The organism is Solitalea canadensis DSM 3403 (genome assembly GCF_000242635.2).
Classification (GTDB): domain Bacteria; phylum Bacteroidota; class Bacteroidia; order Sphingobacteriales; family Sphingobacteriaceae; genus Solitalea; species Solitalea canadensis.
Map to the genome: position 1 here is coordinate 2,553,307 of NC_017770.1, position 22,423 is coordinate 2,575,729.

The 22,423-nt window shown below is 38.8% G+C and carries 18 protein-coding genes; 8 read left to right on the forward strand and 10 right to left on the reverse strand.

What is annotated here, in order from left to right; genetic code table 11:
- Nucleotides 1-19: 19 nt before the first annotated feature.
- Nucleotides 20-1,240, forward strand: a complete 1,221-nt coding sequence (locus SOLCA_RS10590; RefSeq protein WP_014680446.1) for a hypothetical protein — start codon at nucleotides 20-22, stop codon at nucleotides 1,238-1,240.
- Nucleotides 1,237-1,686: a CopD family protein gene (locus SOLCA_RS10595; protein WP_014680447.1), complete on the forward strand. Its 450-nt coding sequence runs from the start codon at nucleotides 1,237-1,239 to the stop codon at nucleotides 1,684-1,686. Before SOLCA_RS10590 ends, SOLCA_RS10595 begins: the two co-directional genes overlap by 4 nt.
- A gap of 103 nt (nucleotides 1,687-1,789) precedes the next feature.
- Here SOLCA_RS10595 and SOLCA_RS10600 read toward each other — a convergent pair whose 3' ends face one another.
- A complete protein-coding gene (locus SOLCA_RS10600; RefSeq protein WP_014680448.1) occupies nucleotides 1,790-3,814 on the reverse strand; it encodes a glycoside hydrolase family 2 protein in 2,025 nt (674 codons plus the stop codon).
- Nucleotides 3,815-3,863: 49 nt separating this feature from the next.
- On the reverse strand, nucleotides 3,864-4,748 hold the full coding sequence (locus SOLCA_RS10605; protein WP_014680449.1) for a DMT family transporter: 885 nt from the start codon (nucleotides 4,746-4,748) through the stop codon (nucleotides 3,864-3,866).
- A 731-nt stretch (nucleotides 4,749-5,479) separates the two neighbouring features.
- Here SOLCA_RS10605 and SOLCA_RS10610 point away from each other — a divergent pair.
- From SOLCA_RS10610 to SOLCA_RS22355, 3 genes are read left to right on the forward strand one after another with little or no spacing between them, the layout of a single operon-like run.
- Complete coding sequence (locus SOLCA_RS10610; protein WP_014680450.1) at nucleotides 5,480-5,746, forward strand: transposase; 267 nt, start codon at nucleotides 5,480-5,482, stop codon at nucleotides 5,744-5,746.
- A 32-nt stretch (nucleotides 5,747-5,778) separates the two neighbouring features.
- On the forward strand, nucleotides 5,779-6,153 hold the full coding sequence (locus SOLCA_RS23145) for an IS3 family transposase (protein WP_052308574.1): 375 nt from the start codon (nucleotides 5,779-5,781) through the stop codon (nucleotides 6,151-6,153).
- The gene (locus SOLCA_RS22355) at nucleotides 6,147-6,380 is read left to right on the forward strand and encodes an IS3 family transposase (RefSeq protein WP_052308575.1); all 234 of its coding nucleotides are present in this window, start codon (nucleotides 6,147-6,149) and stop codon (nucleotides 6,378-6,380) included. Before SOLCA_RS23145 ends, SOLCA_RS22355 begins: the two co-directional genes overlap by 7 nt.
- A 444-nt stretch (nucleotides 6,381-6,824) precedes the next feature.
- Here SOLCA_RS22355 and SOLCA_RS10625 read toward each other — a convergent pair whose 3' ends face one another.
- The 5 genes from SOLCA_RS10625 to SOLCA_RS10645 all read right to left on the reverse strand — a co-directional run bounded on the left by SOLCA_RS10625 (nucleotide 6,825) and on the right by SOLCA_RS10645 (nucleotide 13,946).
- Nucleotides 6,825-7,583 (reverse strand): hypothetical protein, encoded by a 759-nt coding sequence (locus SOLCA_RS10625; RefSeq protein ID WP_014680451.1) that lies wholly within the window; start codon nucleotides 7,581-7,583, stop codon nucleotides 6,825-6,827.
- A 4-nt stretch (nucleotides 7,584-7,587) separates the two neighbouring features.
- Nucleotides 7,588-8,379 (reverse strand): hypothetical protein, encoded by a 792-nt coding sequence (locus SOLCA_RS10630; RefSeq protein ID WP_014680452.1) that lies wholly within the window; start codon nucleotides 8,377-8,379, stop codon nucleotides 7,588-7,590.
- Between the two features lie 20 nt (nucleotides 8,380-8,399).
- Nucleotides 8,400-11,846 (reverse strand): carboxypeptidase regulatory-like domain-containing protein, encoded by a 3,447-nt coding sequence (locus SOLCA_RS10635; protein WP_014680453.1) that lies wholly within the window; start codon nucleotides 11,844-11,846, stop codon nucleotides 8,400-8,402.
- Nucleotides 11,847-11,974: 128 nt separating this feature from the next.
- Nucleotides 11,975-13,129, reverse strand: coding sequence for a FecR family protein (locus SOLCA_RS10640; RefSeq protein WP_014680454.1), 1,155 nt, complete (start codon nucleotides 13,127-13,129; stop codon nucleotides 11,975-11,977).
- Between the two features lie 256 nt (nucleotides 13,130-13,385).
- Entirely contained in the window at nucleotides 13,386-13,946 is a 561-nt protein-coding gene (locus SOLCA_RS10645) for an RNA polymerase sigma factor (RefSeq protein WP_014680455.1), read from the reverse strand.
- 290 nt (nucleotides 13,947-14,236) lie between these two features.
- Between SOLCA_RS10645 and SOLCA_RS10650 the strand changes: the two genes are divergently transcribed.
- The 3 genes from SOLCA_RS10650 (at nucleotide 14,237) to SOLCA_RS10660 (ending at nucleotide 16,669) form a co-directional block, all read left to right on the forward strand.
- A complete protein-coding gene (locus tag SOLCA_RS10650; protein ID WP_014680456.1) occupies nucleotides 14,237-14,527 on the forward strand; it encodes a hypothetical protein in 291 nt (96 codons plus the stop codon).
- Between the two features lie 233 nt (nucleotides 14,528-14,760).
- Entirely contained in the window at nucleotides 14,761-15,270 is a 510-nt protein-coding gene (locus tag SOLCA_RS10655) for an RNA polymerase sigma-70 factor (RefSeq protein WP_014680457.1), read from the forward strand.
- Nucleotides 15,248-16,669 carry a S41 family peptidase gene (locus SOLCA_RS10660; protein ID WP_014680458.1) on the forward strand — a complete coding sequence of 474 codons (1,422 nt, stop codon included), beginning with the start codon at nucleotides 15,248-15,250 and terminating at the stop codon, nucleotides 16,667-16,669. The genes SOLCA_RS10655 and SOLCA_RS10660 overlap by 23 nt, the downstream gene beginning before the upstream one ends.
- Nucleotides 16,670-16,871: 202 nt before the next feature.
- On the opposite strand, the gene SOLCA_RS10665 is transcribed toward SOLCA_RS10660, so the two are convergent.
- Genes SOLCA_RS10665 through SOLCA_RS10675 form a run of 3 tightly spaced genes read right to left on the reverse strand, consistent with a single transcriptional unit; the run spans nucleotide 16,872 to nucleotide 22,341 of the window.
- Nucleotides 16,872-18,329: a hypothetical protein gene (locus SOLCA_RS10665; protein ID WP_014680459.1), complete on the reverse strand. Its 1,458-nt coding sequence runs from the start codon at nucleotides 18,327-18,329 to the stop codon at nucleotides 16,872-16,874.
- Nucleotides 18,330-18,379: 50 nt separating this feature from the next.
- Nucleotides 18,380-19,141 carry a DUF4397 domain-containing protein gene (locus SOLCA_RS10670; protein WP_014680460.1) on the reverse strand — a complete coding sequence of 254 codons (762 nt, stop codon included), beginning with the start codon at nucleotides 19,139-19,141 and terminating at the stop codon, nucleotides 18,380-18,382.
- A gap of 35 nt (nucleotides 19,142-19,176) precedes the next feature.
- On the reverse strand, nucleotides 19,177-22,341 hold the full coding sequence (locus tag SOLCA_RS10675) for a TonB-dependent receptor domain-containing protein (protein ID WP_014680461.1): 3,165 nt from the start codon (nucleotides 22,339-22,341) through the stop codon (nucleotides 19,177-19,179).
- Nucleotides 22,342-22,423: the final 82 nt, after the last annotated feature.

Genomic DNA, 22,423 nt, shown 5'->3' on the forward strand with positions numbered 1-22,423 from the left:
AAACGTATAAAGTATTAAAATGAAAAAAAGCTGGTTAATCATCGCTCTCAGTAATTTTTTTATTGCTGCGATGATGGGCTTCATGCTCCGCTTATCGTTTGTAACCCCTATAGATCTCAATTATGTTTTCTTAACACATGGACATTCTCATACAGCCATGTTAGGATGGGTTTACTTAATGCTTTACCTCTTAATCATACAAAATTTCTTGTCGACCGAAAAACGAGAGCAGCCAATCTATTCGCGTTTATTTTGGATAACACAAATTTCTGTTGTGGGGATGATGATCAGTTTTCCTCTTCAGGGATATGCTTTATTTTCAATCATTTTCTCTACACTCCATATTTTCTGCAGTTACTTCTTCTGTTATAAAATATGGAAGGAACATCAAACCCACTCCTATTATGATGGAATATTGCTAAAAGCAGCATTGATATTCATGCTTGTTTCCACATTGGGCATTTGGTGCTTAGGCCTTGCTGGAGCCACAGGCACAAAAAACACCGCTTTGTATCAATCGGCAATACAGTTCTTCTTGCACTTTCAGTTTAACGGATGGTTTCTTTTTGCTGTGATAGCATTGTTTATCAATCAGTTTCATGAATTTACTTTAGGCATCGATCAGCGTAAATTCAACTATTTTATAACCTTACTAATTCTCGCAACTGTTTTAACCTTAGGCTTACCATTAAATTGGTATTATCCTCATCCACTACTTTATTGGTTGAATACGATTGGTGTTCTATTACAACTAATTACCTTAATCATAGCAGGTTGGCATATAAAAAAGCGCTCTTTACTCCATATCAGGCAGCTACCAACTGTAGCTAAATGGTTATTGGTTTTGGGATCATTTTCTCTAACATTGAAAATTGTCATGCAATGCCTAACTATCTGGCCTGAAATGGCAGCCGCCTCCCACCACATCAGAAATTTTACCATCGGTTTCATTCACCTGATTATGTTGGGTGTTATCAATAGTTGCTTGTTTCTTTTTATGTATAAAACTCCTTATCTGAATTTTTTAAAAAGCAAAGCAGACATTTCGGGCATTGTCATTTTTATTACCGGTTTTATACTAACAGAATTATTGCTTTTTTTACAAGGAATGCTCTACTTTTTAGGAAATGGAATGATTCCTAATTATCATCTAATCCTTCTTGTTGCTTCTCTATTATTACCGTTGGGCCTACTGTTTATTATCGTAGGGAATGTTCAGACTAAAAAAATAAAAATATGACCTTACATCATCTTCTCTTAATTCTTCATCTTTTAGCTGCTTCTATCTGGGTTGGAGGACATCTTATCTTGAGTATCCGTTTTTTACCAAGAGCGTTAAAACAAAATGACCCTGATATTATCTCCAACTTCGAAAAACAATATGAACCTATTGGAATGCCCGCCTTATTGCTATTAATTGTTACAGGAATATGGATGGCCTACGATTTTGGTCTTAAGGTAAACCATTGGTTTTCCTTTTTAAGCGGAATTGGAATGGTGATTTCGATAAAATTGATTTTACTGCTACTTACCTTTGCATTCGCAATTCATGCCAGATTCTTTGTTATTCCTAAATTAAGCAAGCATAATCTTAAGGAAATGGCCGTTCATATTGTAGCGGTAACAGTTATTGGAGTGGCAATGCTTATTTTAGGATCTACGATAAGATATGGAGGGATTCATTAACATTATGGCATTCTCAGCATCCAAATAAAGCTTAACAATAAAAGAGGAAGCAAAGACCAACATCACCAGAGGCCTTTGCTTCCTCTTTTGTCATCATCAAATTTTAATAAAAGGATTTCTGTGTAGCAACAAAGCCTGTCGGCCTGATGACAGTTACAATACCTTTTCCGTCAAACGAATCATCCACCTCCAAATAGATTTGCTGGCCGGGTTTTATTTCAGGAATTTCGTAAGATTTGGCTGATTGGTAATTATCAGTTTTATCGCTTAAGTACAATTTATATCCTTTCACTGTGTGCTGTGGTAAACCAACACTACCGATAATCAAAATTGACAACTTACCTTTTTCCCATTGATAAACTTGTTGCACTTCAACCGGAGAAGAAAGTTCTCTCAACGTTTTCATTGAAGGTTTAGGTTTACCGTACATGTCGTAAATGCCGTGAACACGTCTCCTGAATTTGTTATTTTCAGTCGTACCAGGATAATGGGTACGGTAATCAGTCAGGTCGAAATAGATGGCTCCTTCTACATATGGTTTGCTTTCGTAAACTGCCATATGATACACTAAGTCTTCTAATCTACGTTCGTCATCACCTTTAAAATTAGGACCACATAAGCCAAACTCTGAAATAAAGAATGGTTTATCAGGATATGACATATGAACGCTGTCGAGATAGTTATGAACCTTACCAGTCGGAATATTCCACCAGCTTCCTCCGTATTCGTTCATCATCACATAATCGCCTAAACTACCGGCGTCTGGAGTAAACTTGGGATCATTGATAAACCCTTGCGTTAAGGTATTACTAACATAACTTACTTTACGTGAAGGATCTAATGATCGTGCTTTAGCCACTAATCCTTCAATCATGGCTTTCATTTGTGAATTTCTGCCGTTCAACTCATTTCCAACTCCCCAAGCGAAAATGGAAGGATGGTTAAAGTGATTACTGATCATTTGCTCCAATTGCTGATGTGCAATGGTTTTAATCGTATCATTTGATGGTGTTTCAGCTCCCCATAAAGGTACTTCTTCCTGTAAAATAATCCCGTTACGATCACAGAAGTCATAAAAGGCATCGTCTTGTTGAAAATGGACACGGCTAAAAATGCAGTTTACCTCTTTCATCAACTTGCCATGCCTTATGATTTCTTCTTTGGTTTCTGCAAAACCAAAATCAGGATTTGAACCGGCTGTCCACTCCACCCCCATCAACTTGATCCGCTCGCCATTCAGAAACGTTTGTCCACTTACAAACTTTATTTCCCTAAAACCCACATTCGTACTGATATGATCTACTACCTTACTACCATTTAGTACACGAACATCAATGCGGTATAAGTTCGGAAAATCAAAATGCCAGGGATTTACTTTTGGTAATTCATATTCAAGTAAGGCTTCTGAGTTTTGCCAGGCAGGTTTAGTAACTGTTTTCAAGACCACCTGCTTTGTTGGTTGATTTTCTTCGGTAACGGTAACCGACAGTTTAATATTTTTATTCGTATTTGCACCAAAACCAAGTTTCAGGCTCAGTTTTCCGGTATTATTTGATGTGTTTAAAACAGGTACAGCGTGAATGTAATTAACAGATGGTTGATCGCTCACAATAAAGGCCACAGTACGAATTAAACCGCCATCATTGGGCCAGTCGAAAGAATTGGCATAAGGCACTCTATTCTTACCGTAATCATTATTGCAGGCAACAGTAATAACGTTTTCCTTCCCGTAGGTTAGCTTATTAGTTAAGTTAACCCCAAACTTATTGAAGCCATCACCAATATGTTCAGCCACTTTCTGACCATTAACATAGATGTAAGCGGTGTGATTGATCGCCCCAAACTCCAACACAACATTTTTGGTTTTCCAGTTTGCCGGAATGCTTACACTTTTCCGATACCATCCCCAACCATAATGATTCTGATTCTCCTCCTCTATATTCCAGGTGTGTGGAAGCTTAACGATCCGAGCAACAGGTAAGCTGTTTTGATACCAATTGGCTGCCAGTCCCACGTTCTGTTTATCGACCGTAAATTGCCAATCGGTGTTTAATGCAATGGTGTCTCGCTGGGCAAATGCCGGAATACTGAACAGTAAAGCAAGTGCAGCAATGTAGAATTTTGTCATACGTTTTATTGATGAATTATAGATTAGTATTTAATGAGGCAGTATTTTTTCATGCTTTGTTCTTTTTTTGAGATACCATCAGACCTGCTAAAACCAGCAAAATACCAACGATTGTATAAGTGGTAATGCTATCATGCATAATGATGGTAGCAATAGCAAAACCAAACACAGGGCATAAAAAGAGCCAAAAACCGGCTTTAACCGCATTTTTCTTCAATAACCACAGCCATAACTGCACAGCGGCTACAGAAACAGGAACCGCCAGCCAAATTATCGCTCCCCAAAATCGAATATCAGAGTGATTCATGCTGCTGTTGTATTGATATAGGGCCATTGGAAGTAATAATGCTCCTCCGATAAGCGTCTGCCAACCATTAATTGTAAACAGGTGTAGCCCATTCCAATCTCTTGAGGAGAAATAAATTGCACCCACCGAATAAGAGACCATACTAAACAATAGCAATAAAAGTCCATCAATACTCACTTTTGCCGAATTAAACATTGGCCATGCTGCACAAATAACACCAGCCGAACAGATTAATATGGAAAGAATAATATTGATCGTAAGTTTCTTTTTCAAAAAAAAGATGGATAGAAAGCTGATAAAAACAGGATTGGTGGCTACTGCTAAGGCTCCGATTCCGGCTGTTACCCGTTGCATGGCAATTACATAACAGCCTAGATACACTGTAATGTTAAGACTACCATATACTAATAAGTACCGCCATTCTCTCCCTTCGGGCAATCTGTTTCCCTGAAACAAGTGTGTTAGCAACAGCATAATCAACGCTGCTACCCCAAAACGCACCACCGCAATCGTGAGCGGCTGAGCTGATTCAAGTCCAATTTTTGTTGCGGTAGAGGCTGAAGCCCATAAAAATGCAAAACCCAAACCAGCAGCTATCCAACCAAATTTATTCTGAGACTGTTCCAAATTGTTGTTTCGTTTTATGAGCTGCAATTTTACTAATTGCTAAGCCTATTTTAAAATGACAGGAGAAAAAATATTCTTCGGTAAACACGAAAAAATTCGTTTCGTACAAAGGTTTGGTGGATATACTTGAGAATGGATCACCTGAATTACTCAGAAATGCAATGAGGAATCACCTCGAAAATCACTTTGACCGACTCATTGATTAAAGTTTTATAAGATAGCTAGTTATAATTTAAAGCTTTTGGACCCACCGAAAAAGTTGGTGGGACAAAAAGAGAAAACTTCGGAGAAGTCTAATCTTAATAGAAATAAACAGATTTGAAAAGTTAGCTCCGGATGGGGTGAAACTAAAGAGAATTAGTTTCGCGGGCTTATGTATTAAGCTGATGTACCTATATGGTTATTCTCCTCTGGAGATTTAAATAATTTAAGAGTTAAATTTTGAGAATATAACTCAATCCCCCAACTTTTCCGGTTGATCCTGATGTGTCCCTTTAACGAAAAAAAGCAGCCTTTTGGGCTGCTTTCGTACTTTAGGGTGGAATATGGTACATATTTCGAACCGCTTTATCCAAGATTTGAAGGGTTTGGCTGATTTATCAAAAAAATTAGAGGACGCAAACTATGCGATTATGTAAGCTTCCCTGAACTTAGGCCAATTTAAAAGTAGAATTCTCTCCGCAGCGCAGCGAGGGGTTATCCGAAAAGGAATTAACTTTGAATTGGCAAATATGAAAAAGAGCAAATTTACAGAAACCCAGATTGTAAAAGCAATCAAAGAACATGAGAATGGACGAAGTGCACTTGAGATCTGTCGAGAACTCGGCATTAGTAATCCAACCTTTTACCAGTGGAAGCAACGTTACGGCGGGCTTGAAGTTCGCGAATTAAGCAAGCTGAAAGAACTGGAAGACGAGAACAGCCGTCTCAAACGCATGTTTGCAGAACTAAGTCTGACCCATGAAGCATTGAAAGACGCCATTGCAAAAAAGCTTTAACGCCTGATCAAAAGAAAATAGTAATCGAACACATGATTGCTGCGCATGGCATCAGTGGGCGTCAGGCGTGTAAAACCATGCGTTTCCCCCGTACAACGTTTCAGTACAAACCCAAACCCAAGGACGATGAGGAAGTGATAAATCAATTAGAACAACTGGTGGAAAAACATGCCGCTATTGGTTTTTGGCAGAGCTATAAACGCATCAGACGCAAAGGGTTCAAGTGGAATCATAAACGAGTGTACAGGGTTTACACCCAATTGAGATTAAATATTCGCAGACGGGCAAAGAAACGATTGCCTGCAAGAGCAAAGCAGACCTTGTTTCAGCCTGAGACAATCAATCAGGTATGGTCGGTGGACTTTATGAGCGACAGTTTGTGGGATGTCGCAAGTTCCGATTGCTAAACATCATTGATGATTACAATCGGCAGGTATTGGCCATTGAAACCGATACTTCGCTTCCTTCCGCCAGATTAATCAGGGTATTGGATCAATTAAAGGAAACCCGGGGACTGCCGCAGATGATTCGTATGGACAATGGCCCTGAGTTCATCTCTCAGAAACTGGATGATTGGAGTAAAGAGCATAAAGTGACCTTGGTATTCATTCAACTAGGAAAACCTACGCAATGATTCGCTCAGTCTGAACATTGAATGCGCTTAGTGAGGTCGGAAACAGTTTTCGCGAAGTACTGAACCATATACAGGCCCCACCGTTTTCCATTAATGCGGACAGCAGTCCCCCGATAAAGCCATTACTTGTCGCTGAATGCTCAGGAAACTCAGCTATAAACTCATGGATGGCCTTTCTGGGAAACACTCCGTTCGGGAATGCAGATTCGATCCGACCCAGCCCAATCGCATTAGTCATACCGGCCTGCGGTGGCTTAAACCCCTTGTCAAAAACCCATCCTGCGGCCAGGTATTATCAAATCTTTCGGCAAGAAAAAGAAAATCAAACAAAATGAAGTGAACAGAAAAGCGGGATCAATTTATTTTAGAAATAAAAATTGATCCCGCTTGAAAACATTATATTATATAAATATGAGTCAAGTAAACGTTAACTCAAAAAGACCATTACTTCGGTCTTTTAAACAGACGCATAGCTTCAAGCTGGTTAGAACCTGGTGTAACAAAGTAGGTCCGTACCAGTCCCTTTTGGTCACCTTTTGGAAAATATAGACTGTTTTCGTAAACCTGACTCATCCATTCATTGTCTTGAAATGCCCAACTATCGGTTGTACCTGTTTTGGTAAAATGAAGGGTGTAGTTTTTCCCAGCCTCTTTAAATCCATTTTCGAGAATATAATCCACGTAAGTCCAAGTAGAAGGCTTTACGCTTTTAGCTATATACACCATCTGGCCTGATTCGTTTTTCAGGTATATGTCCAATGCATCACTGCTTTGCGGATAGTGTATATAGAAGCCCAGCTTGTTTGTTGAAGGATCTGCAACAGGCGAGTTTATTGTTAACGGTTGCTGGTTGATCAATACTAGCGGAAAAAACAATTCCAAATCTTCACCTCCCAGGCTAAGATGTTGCTGAAAAACTGCCTTCCCTGAGGTTATGTCCTTAATTTTTAACAAAGCCTGCAAACTGTTGGAAGGATACTTATATACTTTACCAAAACTCACAGGCTTGTTAGGTTGGATTCTGAAATTACGATAAACTACCGTATCCACCGAAACCTCCAGTTCAGTATCACCCACATTATAACCCCAAACTTCTATGCTTACAGCCTTTATGAGCTCCTCTTCTTTATTGCAGGCCATAAACATGGAAGAGGAAAGGACCATCACTACCAGTAATCTTATAGTTGATATTATCTGTTTCATTTTTTTATAGTTCTAATCGGGTAAAAAATCTCATGATATTTCCGTTAGGATACTCCGAGATTATATAAAGTTTGGAAGATGCTGTAGATGCCGCAGGTTTTGGTGCGGTAGATGAAAGTTCATTCCAGGTATAGGCGGTTCCATCCACATAAGGAATATTGGTACCAGCCTTGTATATCCTTACCTGGAATGAGACCGAGGTCATTACTCCGTTGTACTCCTGTCGGGCCGTAGAAAACGTAGAAATTCTTGCAGATTCGCTGAACTCATAAGGCTTCACGTTCTTTAACCGGGTGATCTCTTCAAATACCTTGGGTGTCGAAAAATATTTACCGATCACAAAATCTACCGGCTGGCTATAACCTGTAATATCGGGCACGAACATATAGGTCAGGCTGATTTTTTCATCTTGCACAGCAGGCTTCTCCGGCATATCGCTTATCCTGCCATCCATGTACAGGAAATTTAAAGTCACAGGTCCGTCTTCTTTCTTCAATTCCTTTTCAAAAACTAATTTTCCGGTACTTTTTTCACTGATATTCAGTTTCACCGCCTTATGATCGCTCCGTAAGGTATACGATTCGCTTTGTTCAAATGATGCATGGCTACTGATCATCCGAGGTGAGCTAAAGGTATCCAGCTGCACCTTAAGCTCTTCATTAGTTGCATTATATCCTTTGATGATAATTGGCAATATCTGATCTTTGTAGAGGAAATTATCCTTGTCTTTATTGCAGGCTGCCAGTAAAAATGCCATTATGCTCAGCAAAAACAAGCTTATTTTAGTTGCTTTCATTTCGTCGAAGTTATTTTTTGTTAAAAGCTATATGATAGTGCAAGACTAAACGAAGTTCCAGCCTTACGGATAAAGGTATCCGTATCACCTATTCGTCTATTAAGATTTCCCGTCATAGGTTCATAGTAACCTTCCTCATATTTATCAGAAAAACCATATTTCCATTCATATACATCCGACCATTCGTTCATATTCATAATATCTGCACCCGGTTTTGTTTTATAGGTATTCTGTCCATTGATAAAAAAGCGGTATGGACTGTTGAGCAGGTTACTTATATTCAATTTCACCTGCAATTTTTTATCTTTCAGGAACTTGTAGCTTAATTGGGCATCTAATTGATCGCGAGGGCGTTCAATCTCTGAATACTGGGGCTGCATAGCCACCGTAAAGGTTTTGTATCCGGAGTGGTTGTAGGCAATATTGGCTCCCAACCGATCTCCATCATACTGGAGACCGACATTGTACAGCACTGGTACCTGTCCATATAAGGGGCGTTTTTCTTTCAGGTAGGTTTTCTTACGATAAGCATAAGATACTCCGTCATTGTCCTCCCCTGCTCCCATCGTTTCGTAGCGAAATGCGCTGGCCTGCACTTCGGAGTGCTGCAAGGTAAGGTTACTACTCAGGTAAAGATTTTTCAGGGGTTTCCACCCCGGGTAGATAAAGTCCAGTTTTTTGCGAATATCCAGCTCCCAGCCCTTCACATCGGCATAGTCAGAGTTGGCCGTAAGCAGATCAACTGCTCCACTGGTATTGGTCACATCCAGGTACATTTCTACCGGGTTCCTGAAGTGCTTCTTAAAATACCCTGCTGAGATTACTTCTCCTGGTGAAGGATACCATTCCATCCGCAAATCGTAATGGGTGATCAATGTAGAAACTACACCGGTATTGCGCTGTATACGGCCGTACAGGTAGTTGAAGCGGGCAAAACTGGAATTTTCTATCAACGCGGGACGGATAGCCGATTTGGCGTAGGAAGCCCTGATATTGAAGTTTTCCAGCGGTGTGATGGTCAGGTTGGCAGAAGGCAGGTATTGCCACTGCTTATCTTCAGCGCCTGCATCGAGGCTTTGGTGCACCAGGTTACCGGTTTCAGGATCAACATAGCGCTTCTTATCCAGGTTGTTCATATCTGTCAATGCAGCCAGATCTGCCGCTGCATCTTTTATTTTCTCATATTTATAATATTCACCTCTGATGCCCCACACCAAACGAAGCCAGTGGGTAAAACGGTTATCCATCATTATATACCAGGCTTGGTTATTGTTCCTTCCCGTGTAGTTGTTACTATTAACCGCTGCCGGGAAGTAATAGACATCATGCAATGGATCAGCAAAGTCAAGATTCCAGTTCTGTATGGGCACATATTTGACATTATAGTTAGCCAGATTTGCTACTCCGATGGGAAGTACATTCCAGGAGTAATCTCCCTTTTTCGCCATGTACTGATAACCTGCCTTCACTACCTGGTTCATTTTCCGGATATTGAATTTGTAACTCAGGGCAGCATCGCCTATCCAATTGATTTCCTGGTATTCATATTTGGAACGGTTTACCGTACCTACACCCGGATTGGTGGTACCTCCAGGCACATAGTTGTATACGGTCCCATTAATGGTTTCGATCGGATCCATCTCGGCATCCACGGCATCCAGCTCCTGATTGGTCACCTTATTACGGGCTACGCTCCAGTCAAACTTAAAATAGCCAAAGTTATGCTCACCATTTATCCTGTTCTGCAACAGGTCTATATACTTGGGCCTGTCATACTCCTTTATGACAGGATTTTCCTCAAAACCCTCATCTTCACCCCAGCCGGAAATACGGAAAAACTGGTTCGCAAATACCCTGGAATAAAAATTACGGAAGGTGATATGATGGTTCTTGCTATTCCAGCCTGCATTCAACAATGCACCCCAGCTGGTGGTGAAGTTGTATTGACTGGCCTTGGATTCATTGATTTCTTCACCCGTTTCCGGGCTATACAAATTACTGCCAATCATATTGAAGGAACCGCGCTCAAAATGAAGAATATCGTCTATGGCCTGCTCGTTGCGATAACTTAACGAACCCACAAATCCGAAGCGGCTGGTTTTTAAGTTATAGTTACGTCCAAGGCTGAACTGGTAGTTTTGTCCGGGAGCAGTTGTATACATACGACTTCCCAATCTTTCCAGGCCGCCTATTCTTTTGTTCTGCGCGGAGATCATCTCTGGTGTAATTTTTTCAACACCCTCAGGTGGGCTGGTATTGTATGGATCGGTAGGTCTATAGTTCTGATTCGTAAATGAAAACAGATCTTTGGGAAAATGGGCTCTATTGCCATCATCAAACCCCAGGTAATCATTACTTCCACGAGCATAGCCCAGAAAATCTTTTCCGGTACTACCGTTGATGTACTTGCTACCCAAACTGAAGGTGGTAAAGTTGTTGTCAGGAATGGCCATCGTATTGATCTGCACCATTCCTCCACCAAAGCCAAAACCCATATCCGGAGTTGCAGTTTTGGACACCACTACATTATCTACCAGATTGCTGGGAATAATATCAAATTCAAAGTCACGTACTTGTACGTCGGTACTGGGAAGAGCGGCGCCATCCATCATGGCCATGTTGTAACGTTCTGCAATACCCCTTACCACTACACGTCGGTTATCAGTGGTGCTTACACCCGAAATACGTTTCAATGTTTCTCCAATATTTTTATCAGGCAATGCGGCAATCTGCTCACTGCTGATGCCATTAGAAATACCTGCTTTATTTTTCTGACGGGTATACAAGGCATTAGTACTTTCAGTCTTATAGCTGGCAGTTACCACTACCTGGTCCAATTGACTGACGACAGCATTCAGCACGACATTGAGTGTTGTCAATGCACCAGCTTTGACAACTACATCAGTTATACGCTTGCTCTTAAACGAGACATAACTAACCTCGATGGTATAGGTTCCCGGTAGAACATTGAAACTGTAACTTCCATCTGTACTGCTTTGCAGAACTTGTCCCGTCTGCACTATTTTGACATTTGCCCCAATTAAAGGTTCGCCTTTATCGTCCATTACCTTGCCTGAGATCCGTCCGGATTGTTGTCTTACGATACCGGTGACTTCAGTGACTTGTGACTTCGCAGTGCTATTGACTTCCGCTTCAGTGATAACCACAACCTTATTGTCAATAGTGTAGCTATAGGGTTTACCGGCAAAACAGGCATTGAGTACCTGCTCCACGGTTGCATTCTTCACCTCTATACTGGCTGGTTTGGCATGATTGAAAAGGTCCGTATCGTAGAAGAAGTCGTATTGACTCTGCTTCCTTATTTCTTCCAGCACTGTATGGATGCTGGCATTCTGCTTACTCATCGTAATACGCTGTGCGTAACTGTTAGCATGTACCTGCACAAACAGACAGGTCAATAATAACATGGTGAACTTCATAACACGCATGCATTGATAAAAATTCATATTTTTGTTAATGTTAATGAGTTGATGATATTGTTGTCGCAATGTTTTCGATAAGCTTTAACGATCCAGTCAAGGGTGTTCCCGCACCTTTGGCTCTTTTATTTTGTGCTTATCGCGTATAAAGTGTATTATTCGGTCACTACAAACCTCCTTTCATTTAGTGTTACCTTTGCTTTTTTTGTTGATTGTATCATTTTAATAATGGATGAAATGGGCTGCGAGCGAGATACCATTCCGTTGAAACGTAATTGACCTATATGAGCAGGACATTCTACATCTACATCATACCAACGAGATACCTGCCGTAGAACGTTCTCCAATGTTTCGCCACGAAAAATAAAATCGCCGTTGACCCATGCTAATTGCTGTTGGATATCAGCCTCTCGGACTTCTAAAGTTCCTGTCAAAACAGCTTGTTGCCCGGGCTTCAACAATACAGATTGTCCTGAGTTGCATCGCACATTAACACTCCCTTCCACCAAGGTTGTCCGAACTGTGTTTTCATCGCCATAAGCATTGACATTAAAATGTGTCCCCAAAACCTGTATCTCTTGTTTATCGGTCTCCACAAAAAAGGGAATGTTGCCTTTTCCCTCAGGTCGCACCAGTTTTTTGATTTCAAAATAAACTTCACCGGTCATCCTTACTCGGCGTTCATTCCCGGTAAAATGCACAGGATAACTAAGGGATGAAGCGGCATTCAACATAGCCTTTGATCCGTCGGGTAGGGTAACCTGAAATTTTCCTCCCTTGGGTGTGGCAATAGTGTTCATTGCTGTAGACTCTGCTTCCTGCGGCCCTACAAAGTAGCGCACATTCCCGTTTCCGTCCTTTTCGATACGTACTCCTCCCTGCGTGGCGACAATCCCGTTTTGGGCATCAGTCAGCGATTTGACCGTGCCATCGGCCAAGGTCAATAATGCTTTATCACTACCTGGAAGAATATCCTGCTGTTGGGCCAAATGATTGTTCGTGTCTGCATTATAGGTCCATAACCAATATGCTCCTGCAAACAGTGTACATCCGACCAACCAAATTGCTGCAATTCGGCGGATAATGCTAGTATTATTGTAGAACCGCTGCTGACCGCTTATCCTATCATCTATCCGCTGTTTGATAACTCTACCACGCTCACCATCAGATACTGATATCATTCCATCTTCCGCAGCTGCCATTTCTTCTTCGAAAAGCTCCTTGTAAGCCTGTTTCAGCATTGCCTGCTCTTCGGAAGTGAGATTTTTTCCATTAGCTTGCTTTTGCAGTAATTTTCTAAGTGTATCCATTTGTCGTTCCCTGTATGTACCCTACCCTTATTAGCGGTTTTAATTACTTCCTACATATATATAATCCCAAAAAGAGGAACACCCCTTGGTCTGAATGATATTTTTTTCGAGTAAATACTATATCCTATTGATTACCAATAAAATAATTAACCACATTTTTTTCAGGAACATCCCAATACAGAAATACAGGTATTGTTCGATAAGAACAGTTGAATTGCTATGAAAAGCAATTTTACAATGAAGACAAATTTGAGACCTATAGGAAAAAGAGTACCAATGGTATGATTGTACTTCTTAGGTTATTGCGAAGTTTTTTGAGGGCCAGGGTAACGTGGCCTTCAACGGTTTTGGGTGATATTCCGAGCTTTTGGGCTATGTTTTTCACAGACAGCTCTTCGTACCTACTCATGGTAAATACTTTTCGAGACTGTTCCGGTAAGTCAGCCACACATTGGTCGATCTGCAATTGAAGTTGCCGCACGTGAAGCCTCTGGTCGGCCTCTTCGGCCAACGGTTCCCCAAAGGAGATAACCTCAATATTGTCTTTCGACTGGATCTGTTTAAGGCTTTTGAGTACTAACCGGTAAGAGGTGGTGCATAGCCAACCCTTAATATTTGTAGGAACAATCCTATCCCTGTTTTCCCAGAAACGGATGAAGGTTTCCTGAACAACATCCTCACTAGCCTGCTCGTCTTTGAGTATACGGTATGCTGTACGATATAGTGGCCTCCAATACTTAGTATAAATTTCGTCAAAACCGGCAAGATTTCCCTTTTGAAGTTCTCCTAACAATATTGAATCGGTTGATTCCGTCATACCAAAGTATACCACTGTAAAATTTACCCAAAATTACAGGCAGGATATTATTGACTGAAAAACAACAGGTTAAATTATTGTTAATAAATTAGCAAAATTACATATTAATAAAGGATAGAAAGATAGCAGTACCTCTTCCACGCAAAATTGAAGATGTGGCATCGCCCTTCATTTACCAAATCGTGTTTGTTATTTTTATCAAACATGTTAAATACAAGGCATTGATTTAACATAAATATAATATTGAATTCATGTTTAGCTAATGTACTTTAGAAAAAAATATAAACTATATGAATAATTCTAAATCAATTATTAAAGCAACTAGAGCTAACATCGAACAAAGTTTGATTGCAGACCTTACGGAAATAACAAATAAAATAGGATCAGGATCAAAAAAACTGGAGAAAGAGATTAAAAAAGGATCAAAAAAGCTTGCAAAAAAACTCACAAAAGAACTTAAAGTTGAAAATTCAACAGAAAAAGTGCAAGAAACAAAACCTGCTACGAAGAAACCCACAGTTACAAAACCTAAAGTAACGGTAGAAAAACCGGAGAAAACATCCAAAAAACCAAAGTCGTAATTTATCTAAATTTATAGCTCTTCTACATTAATTAGATAATCATTTTTTGGGTGGCACATACAGCAAATGCTACTCACCTGGAGGATATTTTAAATCTATTTTCAATCATCAAGCCTCCTTCAGTTTTTACTTCAACTGTAAAAATGTCTACTTTTTAATTCCCTCATAAATAGTTAACAATCAGTTTATCTGTCGCTGGTATTTTTATAGAAACATCAAACCATAGAACGGATATGCCATTTAATAAAGAAAAACTCTTTGAGAAAATCTTTGATCAGACTCATGGTAAAATTTACAATTTTGTTCTTCATCTAACCAACGACTCATTCAGGGCTGAAGAGATTACGCAGAATTGCTTTATTAAATTATGGTTAAACATGGATCAGCTTGATCATACCAAAGACCCCTTCCCCCTGCTTTTTGTATATGCCAAAAATCTTTTCTTTGATGAAGTAAGAAAGATGAAAAACGAGTACCAACTCTTATCCGAAATCAAAAGTAAAGGTGAAGCAGTAACCAACTCAACTGAAGAAAAATTCAGGTTAAACGAATTAAACTCACTTATTAACAATGCAGTAGAAAAGCTACCTGAAAAAAGGAAAGTAATTTACAAGTTGAGTCGTGAAGAGGGGCTTAACCATAATGAAATTGCTGATAAGATAGGGATATCACCCAATACAGTAAAAAATCAAATTACAGATGCCCTAAAATTTATTAAAGATGAACTTTCATCTACCTACTAAATCTACCTTAATGACTATTTTTAATCAAACTCTTCATTCACTTAAACTTATACTCACTCTTACACTTGTAATTGCCACATCCTGCAAAAAAGAAGAAATACAGGAGCCTGATTATTCAGGCCCGGTTACTTCTCAGGAGATCAACAAATGGGTAATGGATAGTTTAAGAATCTATTATTTATGGAATAATCAGCTACCTATAAAACCTAACCTTCAACAAGAGCCCTTACCCTTTTTTAAATCTGTAAAATATACCGACGACCGCTTTTCAGCCTTAATTAAACCATCTGATCAATCGACATTTAATAACACCATTAAGTCATTATTTGGATTTGAATTTTCAGTTATCACATCAGAAAACAATGCAACTTTAGGATTAATAAAGCTTGTAGTACCTAACTCAAATACTCACCGACAGGGATTAAAAAGAGGAATGCTATTTAATAAGATTAACGGACAGCAACTTACAGCCACAAACTTTTCTGTGTTAATCAGTTCATTACAAATGAACAGAGCAGGCAGTATTACTACCGTAAAAGGAGAAATTGGAAATTTTACGGAAGATAAAGTTATCCAGCTTTCTCCATCGATATTTGCAGAATATCCTATTTACAAAAACACTGTTTACACTTATAACGGCAGGAAAGCCGGTTATTTATTTTTCAATAATTTCTCTACTAACTACAACCCATTATTGCTTTCTGTTTTCCAAGAGTTTAAATCCCAGAATATTAATGAACTTATTCTCGATTTAAGATACAATGCAGGTGGTGAAGTGGCTTCGTCAGCTGTATTGTGTGGGTTGATTTCGGCTAACTTAAAAGCCAGTTCGCCATTTATTAAATACTCCGGAAATAGTTATGCGGGACAATTTAGTGAGACATTGGCGGAAACTTTAACAACTGCTCAAACAAATAAGCTTACCTTCAGTCAAATTCAACCAAATCAGTTAGCATTAAACAGGGTTTACATAATTGCCACAAAAAACACGGCTTCTGCTGCCGAGGTGGTAATAAATAACCTCAGACCGTATGTAAGTGTAATTCATATAGGTGAAAACACATTTGGGAAGGACGAAGGATCTTTCAGTATTCAGGATCAGCGACCGTCTAAAAGAATTGACTGGGTGCTGTATCCTATTGTTTATAAAATTTCAAATGCAAATAACACTGGCAATTATTCATTTGGCTTGATAGCCGATGAAAAGATGGATGAGCATTTAGCAATACCTTTAAAAGAAATAGGTGATCCTGAGGAACCACTGTTAAACAGAGCTTTACAATTATCTCTTAATAAGCCTGTAACCCTATCTGTTTCAAGCAAAAAGAAAGATAATTATCAAGATTTGTATAATACAGCATTGCAGAGCGCTCAAAACAGTATACTTCTGGTAAAGTAAGGCTTTACTAGTCAGCAGAAAGTATTGATAAGTATCCGATGAATTGTTAATGCATTTTTCAGCATAAAAAACTGAACTTTCCTAAAAATCCGACAGCCAAATCTTATCATAAGAATACAATTGAAGCGCCATAAAAAACGCCTCCGGATTCCGGAGGCGTTGATACCTGTAGTTAATCAAATAAGTTTGATTAATTATTTATCTATTGACAGTAAACAGTATTTTGTGGGTTACAGTTAGCCCAGTTTGCCAACCAATTTGTTCCTGCAGCAAATGCACCTCTATAAGTAGTAGAAGTAAAGAATGCATTGGTTAAGTCACCCGTAAATGAGGCTCCGCTTAATGCAGGTGAACCAATACTTGGACGGAAATCTGCACATCCGCTTGTTGAATAGAACGGAGAAACTAATTTAATTGAAGTGTTAGGGTTAGCACCAGTGTACAAGGTATTGCTATAGCTATCAGCTCCGGTTGTTGGAATAGTACAAACTGGAGCTCCGCCGGTAGTTGCAATTGCTTTTACAAAACCATGCACTAAATTGTGGTGGAAGTTACCTGCACAGTATTTATCGATAACATTTTGGCTATCAAAGTATGCACCGTCATTTAAACCGAAGATAACTGAGTTGGCCATAATCAGGTTTGAATTTCTTCTCCAGTGGTTACCTCTACCAAATTTACCATCGTTCAATGGACCTGGACCTAAGGTTGTAGCACTTGCCTCTGTTTGCGTTTGAACACCAACTAACGTAAAGTTTGATAATACTGGTTTAGTTTGAGGGGTGTTAGTAGATCCGGTTGCATCGTTATCGCACTCAATCATGTTTGATGCACTTGCATCAGCAGCATTAGGATTACGAACCGCTACAGCAAACTGAATTTTACCTGAATAACCGAAGTCAAAATCAAAGTCATCATCACGAGCAGACACTGATACAAGGTGTTTTGCATTTACAGTACCACCGAAAAACTCGAATGAATCATCAAATGAGTTAGTAACTTGTACAAAATCAATAGTAGTACCACTTCCAACAGATCCAAATGTTAAGCCGTTAATCTCATTGTTAGGAGATAAAACGTAACCTGCATACTCAATGCGTACATATTTTAATGTTCCTGAGTTATCAGCAGCATCTGTACCTCCATATTTGTTATCAAATGGAGCGATTGGATCCAATCCCTCAATACCTTGGTTAGTGCTCTGGTTATTTGGAGCTTTACCCAAAATAATGATACCACCAAAATCACCTGCAAGGCGTGAACCGGTAGCTTTTTTAGAAGTAAATACAATTGGAGCAGTATCAGTACCTTGAGCATCGATTTTTGAACCACGGGTAACAACCAATGTTCCTGGTTTTACAGGGTTAGCACTTGATGCATCTAACAAAGTATCACCTTGGATGACAGCTCCCGGAGCGATCTTAATGGTTGCGTTGTTAACCACTGATACAATACCTTTTAAGGTATATTTTTTAGTGTTTGATAAATAAAGGTTTGAAGTAATTTGACCTTTAATTACCGAGTCGGCACAAGACGGTAAAGTACCAGCGCCTACATTGCGACCAAGAAACTGCCCACTTGCAGGATTTTGTTCGTCTTTTTTACATGCACTTGCAATCACGGTTGCAAGAATTGCAAGAGTTAATAAATGTTTTTTCATGTGAGTGATTAATATAAATGACTAAATACAGGTTCTGCGTATTCAATTGGTTATTTATCAATGTAGATATTATCGATATTAACAGGCATTGAAGGGTCGGCACTTGGATAGATATACATATTATACACCCAGTTTTCTAGTGGAGAGAGCCCTCCCAAATAAGCACCGAAAAGTCCCAGATCAAGGATTACATCAGCTAACATTTCTCCTGTTTGAGCATCTTCCACTTTCACTAATGTCCAATAAAGGTTACTATCCAATTTCTCGATTAGGAAATAGTCCGAAAATTGAGTTCTACCCACATTCTTAATTTCTGCAAAAGGTGTTGGAGATAACTCAAATGTGTTGATATCGAGTTTATAGAAATAAAGGTTTAGTTTTCCTGTACCTTGTTTCAAGGTATTTATTACTCTTATTTTGTAATGACCCGCATCCGGTTTAGGCTCAACAGCGTTTTTGTCAGCCAAAAAGAATTGCAAAGCTCCCCCATCGTAAACAAATTTATAAGCATAATTTTCCCCGGCAGCAAAGTTCATCAAGGTGTCTACTACTTTTTCACCTGTTTCCTTTTGGAGTACTAAATGTTTCTTATTACCACTTTCGGTGATTTTCAGGACAGGATTTTCAGTTAATGCCCCGATTTTTTCGTTGTCAATGAAAATATCTAAAGCAGGAGCTCCCGCAATTGGATTAACGATACTGATATTGGAATAATTCTTCCCTTCAATTGGTTCACCCTTCTCACAAGCCTGAACAACTAGTAAACCAGTTAATGCGCCTAATGCATAAACCATTCTTGATATTTTATTCATGATGATAATTTTTAATTGATAGATTAATTCCAGGTTTAGAAATTGCAGGAAAAGCTGATTGAATATGTTCTGCCGATATTGGCTTCAAATATTTTCATATCGGTATCCTTATTATACTTAAATAGCTTTCTATCCTTGAAGCCCTCATTTTGTATTTGAGCAAACTCTTTGGGTGTAAAGTTATTTTGGTAGATGATGGTGTTATTGTTTAGCAAATTGGCAATATTGAATCTTAATTCAGCTTTTTGCTTAAGTAGTTTAGTACTTAACTGCAAATCCACATTACCAGGAGTATATTGAAATTGAGTGCTTGCAGGATTGTTAGAAACCATATAAACTTTATTGCTCACATAGTTGTAAGATGCTGTTACCCCAACATATTTGCTGTCAAAGTATAAACCGGCATTTACAAGGTAATCAGACTGTCCTGCACTTGGTCGTTGTACCTTATCAGCATCCACATAATTTATGGAAGCGGTTTTTTGAGTATTATCCAGTTCGAACTTTAACTCTTGCTGTTGAACTTCACTTTTTAGTAATTGTGTATAATTACCGTAAATGGTAATATTCTTCAATTTACTCCATACGAAATCCAATGATTTACGTGCTTCAATCTCTAAACCAATATTTTTTGCATACTTATTATTTATCAGAGACGATGAGGTTCCGCCGTTTTGAAGTTCCATAGGATTCTTCATATGCTTATAAAACAAACTTGCAGAAATAATCTGACCGGCAGCTGGATACCATTCTGCTCTAAGATCGTAATGATTGATTTTGGTCGATTTTACAAAGCTTCCTGACAGCAAATTATCATATTCATAATCATAGATACTAAAGTAAGCCAGCTCCCTCATATCTGGACGAATGATACTTTGAGCATAACTTGCCCTGATATTTGTTTTAGTTGTTAGCTTATAAGTAAGGTTAACAGAAGGCATGAAATTCCAGTTTTTCTCCTGCACCGCAATCTGACTAAGGTCATAACCTGGGAAATTTTCCTGCACTTTTAAAATGTAATTGTTGCGCTTACTAACATCCACATATTCCGCCCTGGCTCCCCAAACCAAACGCCATTTCTGACCCAATTGCTGATCGGCCATTGCATAAAGCGCATGAAGCGTCATCCCTCCTTTAAAAGCATCATTATAAATGCCTGAAATAACTAAACCTTCTCCCGGGTTCCATTCTCCGGTAGTGTAATCAAACATTTCACTTAATGGAGCATAAGCTCTCCACCCTATCGATGTTCCTGTCTTCACACTGAATGAACGGTCCTTATACCAGCCGTTATACCCCATCTTTAGCGTGGTTCGGTTTATTGGATAACTATAGGCTAAATCCCAGTTAAAAGAATTTTCTTTTACGGATTGCCAAATACGATCACGTTGAGAAGTATTGGAGTAATTGTAAATAGAGCTATCTGTTGCAGATGTCTTTAAAATATCGCCTCTTAAGAAATGGCTATCCGGACTTTCTTTATTAAGATTTATGTAACCCAAATTAAGCATGAGTTTATCGCCATTTTTACTAATGGCAAATTCATTTTTTAGAACCGATTGCCACAAAACGGCTTGCTCGGTAACATCCTGCATATTGTAAACTGATTTACCCGCTTCTTGTCCAACGCGCTCATAAAAGGAATTATTAAGCTGACGAGTATAGAAATTCTGAAAACTGATTTTATACGTTGGGCTGTTAAATCCAAGTCCCAATAAACCACCCATCGAAGTATTAAATAAATAGCGCTGGCCATTGGTTCCCTGGTCAAAACCACCACGAGTCGAATAAACCTGCTGCGTATTCTGGTTGTTCCTATAATTTAAGGAAGCGGTAATTCCGAAAACCTCGTTTGACTTTTTTGATGGAAACAATCGTCCCAATGAGAATTGATAATTCTGAGTTGGTTTGCCTTGATAGCCATACACTTGCCAATTATTGCTAAAAAGTTTTGAAGATTGTAAAACCTGCTCTTTAGCTTCAGGAGTAGCCTGAGTTGGGAATTGTTCGGTTACTCCATTGTAGATATATGCATTTTGAGGGAAATTACGATCCGTATTATAGGTTGCCCAATACATGTTATTTCCACGTTGAAGCCCTCTGCTTTCCTTTCCGGTGGTTTGATCGTTTATACTGGTTCCAATTGTAAAAGAAGTAAAATTAGAAACAGGTAAATCCCTGGTATTCACTAAAACAGCTCCTCCACCAAACTCCCCCGGCATATCCGGTGTAAATGTTTTAGCAACTACAACATTATCAACCAAATTGGTTGGAATAATATCGAAAGTGAAGCTCTTTCTGCTGATCTCAGTACTTGGCATTACGACTCCATTTAAAGTAGCCGATGTATAACGCTCGCTTAATCCTCTTACCACCACATACTTATTATCAACAGTACTTACTCCACTAATTCTTTTAAGCGTTTCACCTATATTTTTATCAGGAGTTCTTTTGATTTGTTCAGCTGATATACCATCCGTAACAATAGCATTGTTCTTTTGAATGGCATATAAACCATTTGCTGATTCTCTTTGAAAAGTTGAAGTAACTACTACTTGGCCTAGTTCCTTCACAGAAGGCAGCAATTCAACATTCAGGGTAGTAGTTTCACCTGAGTTGATTTTTATCTCACTAATTCTTTTTGTTTGAAAGGAAATAAAACTATAGGATATGGTATAAACACCCGGATCAAGTGATAAAGAGTAATTACCATCAATATTGGTTTGAACAGCTATGGTAGTTCCTTCAACTTGGATTGTTGCACCTGCCAAAGGTTCATTTAAATCATCAATTACCTGTCCTATAAGTCTACCTTTTTTAACTTCCTTAAGTGAAGTAATTTTGGTCTTGCTCACACTAATATTCGAGCCATCTGCAACAAAAATTAGTCCCATGGTTTTATTGAGGTGAGTAAATACTTCATTAAGACCCATATTGAGATAATAAGCATGTTTTACTTTCATCTCCCGCAGTTGAACCGGATCAAAATAGAAGCTTAAACTACTTTGACGATCTATCTCTCTTATTACATTTTCAGCAGTAGTATTTTTTAAATTAATATTGATTTTTTCATTAGGCACAGCCTGAGCATTAACGTAAGTATAAGTTAACAGCCCTATTACCAGCAATGTAGAAACGAAGATTTGTAATGACGGTTTGAAAAAATTACTTTTTTTTAACTGTAAGTAAATAAGATTCATAACTTTGTTTTAGTGATTAATATCAATTGACTACAGTTTATTATTGCAAGTAATAAACTGATGTAAGGGTATCTTAGCGGTA

Excerpts from the sequence above, each read along its gene's own strand:
- SOLCA_RS10600 (WP_014680448.1), bottom strand. The coding sequence starts at position 3,814 with ATGACAAAATTCTACATTGCTGCACTTGCTTTACTGTTCAGTATTCCG.
- SOLCA_RS10645 (WP_014680455.1), bottom strand. The coding sequence starts at position 13,946 with ATGACGGAATCAACCGATTCAATATTGTTAGGAGAACTTCAAAAGGGA.
- SOLCA_RS10660 (WP_014680458.1), top strand. The coding sequence starts at position 15,248 with ATGAACTTTCATCTACCTACTAAATCTACCTTAATGACTATTTTTAAT.
- SOLCA_RS10670 (WP_014680460.1), bottom strand. The coding sequence starts at position 19,141 with ATGAATAAAATATCAAGAATGGTTTATGCATTAGGCGCATTAACTGGT.
- SOLCA_RS10610 (WP_014680450.1), top strand. The coding sequence starts at position 5,480 with ATGAAAAAGAGCAAATTTACAGAAACCCAGATTGTAAAAGCAATCAAA.
- SOLCA_RS10590 (WP_014680446.1), top strand. The coding sequence starts at position 20 with ATGAAAAAAAGCTGGTTAATCATCGCTCTCAGTAATTTTTTTATTGCT.
- SOLCA_RS10665 (WP_014680459.1), bottom strand. The coding sequence starts at position 18,329 with ATGAAAAAACATTTATTAACTCTTGCAATTCTTGCAACCGTGATTGCA.
- SOLCA_RS10640 (WP_014680454.1), bottom strand. The coding sequence starts at position 13,129 with ATGGATACACTTAGAAAATTACTGCAAAAGCAAGCTAATGGAAAAAAT.
- SOLCA_RS10675 (WP_014680461.1), bottom strand. The coding sequence starts at position 22,341 with ATGAATCTTATTTACTTACAGTTAAAAAAAAGTAATTTTTTCAAACCG.
- SOLCA_RS10625 (WP_014680451.1), bottom strand. The coding sequence starts at position 7,583 with ATGAAACAGATAATATCAACTATAAGATTACTGGTAGTGATGGTCCTT.
- SOLCA_RS10650 (WP_014680456.1), top strand. The coding sequence starts at position 14,237 with ATGAATAATTCTAAATCAATTATTAAAGCAACTAGAGCTAACATCGAA.
- SOLCA_RS10595 (WP_014680447.1), top strand. The coding sequence starts at position 1,237 with ATGACCTTACATCATCTTCTCTTAATTCTTCATCTTTTAGCTGCTTCT.
- SOLCA_RS10630 (WP_014680452.1), bottom strand. The coding sequence starts at position 8,379 with ATGAAAGCAACTAAAATAAGCTTGTTTTTGCTGAGCATAATGGCATTT.
- SOLCA_RS10635 (WP_014680453.1), bottom strand. The coding sequence starts at position 11,846 with ATGAATTTTTATCAATGCATGCGTGTTATGAAGTTCACCATGTTATTA.
- SOLCA_RS10655 (WP_014680457.1), top strand. The coding sequence starts at position 14,761 with ATGCCATTTAATAAAGAAAAACTCTTTGAGAAAATCTTTGATCAGACT.
- SOLCA_RS23145 (WP_052308574.1), top strand. The coding sequence starts at position 5,779 with ATGATTGCTGCGCATGGCATCAGTGGGCGTCAGGCGTGTAAAACCATG.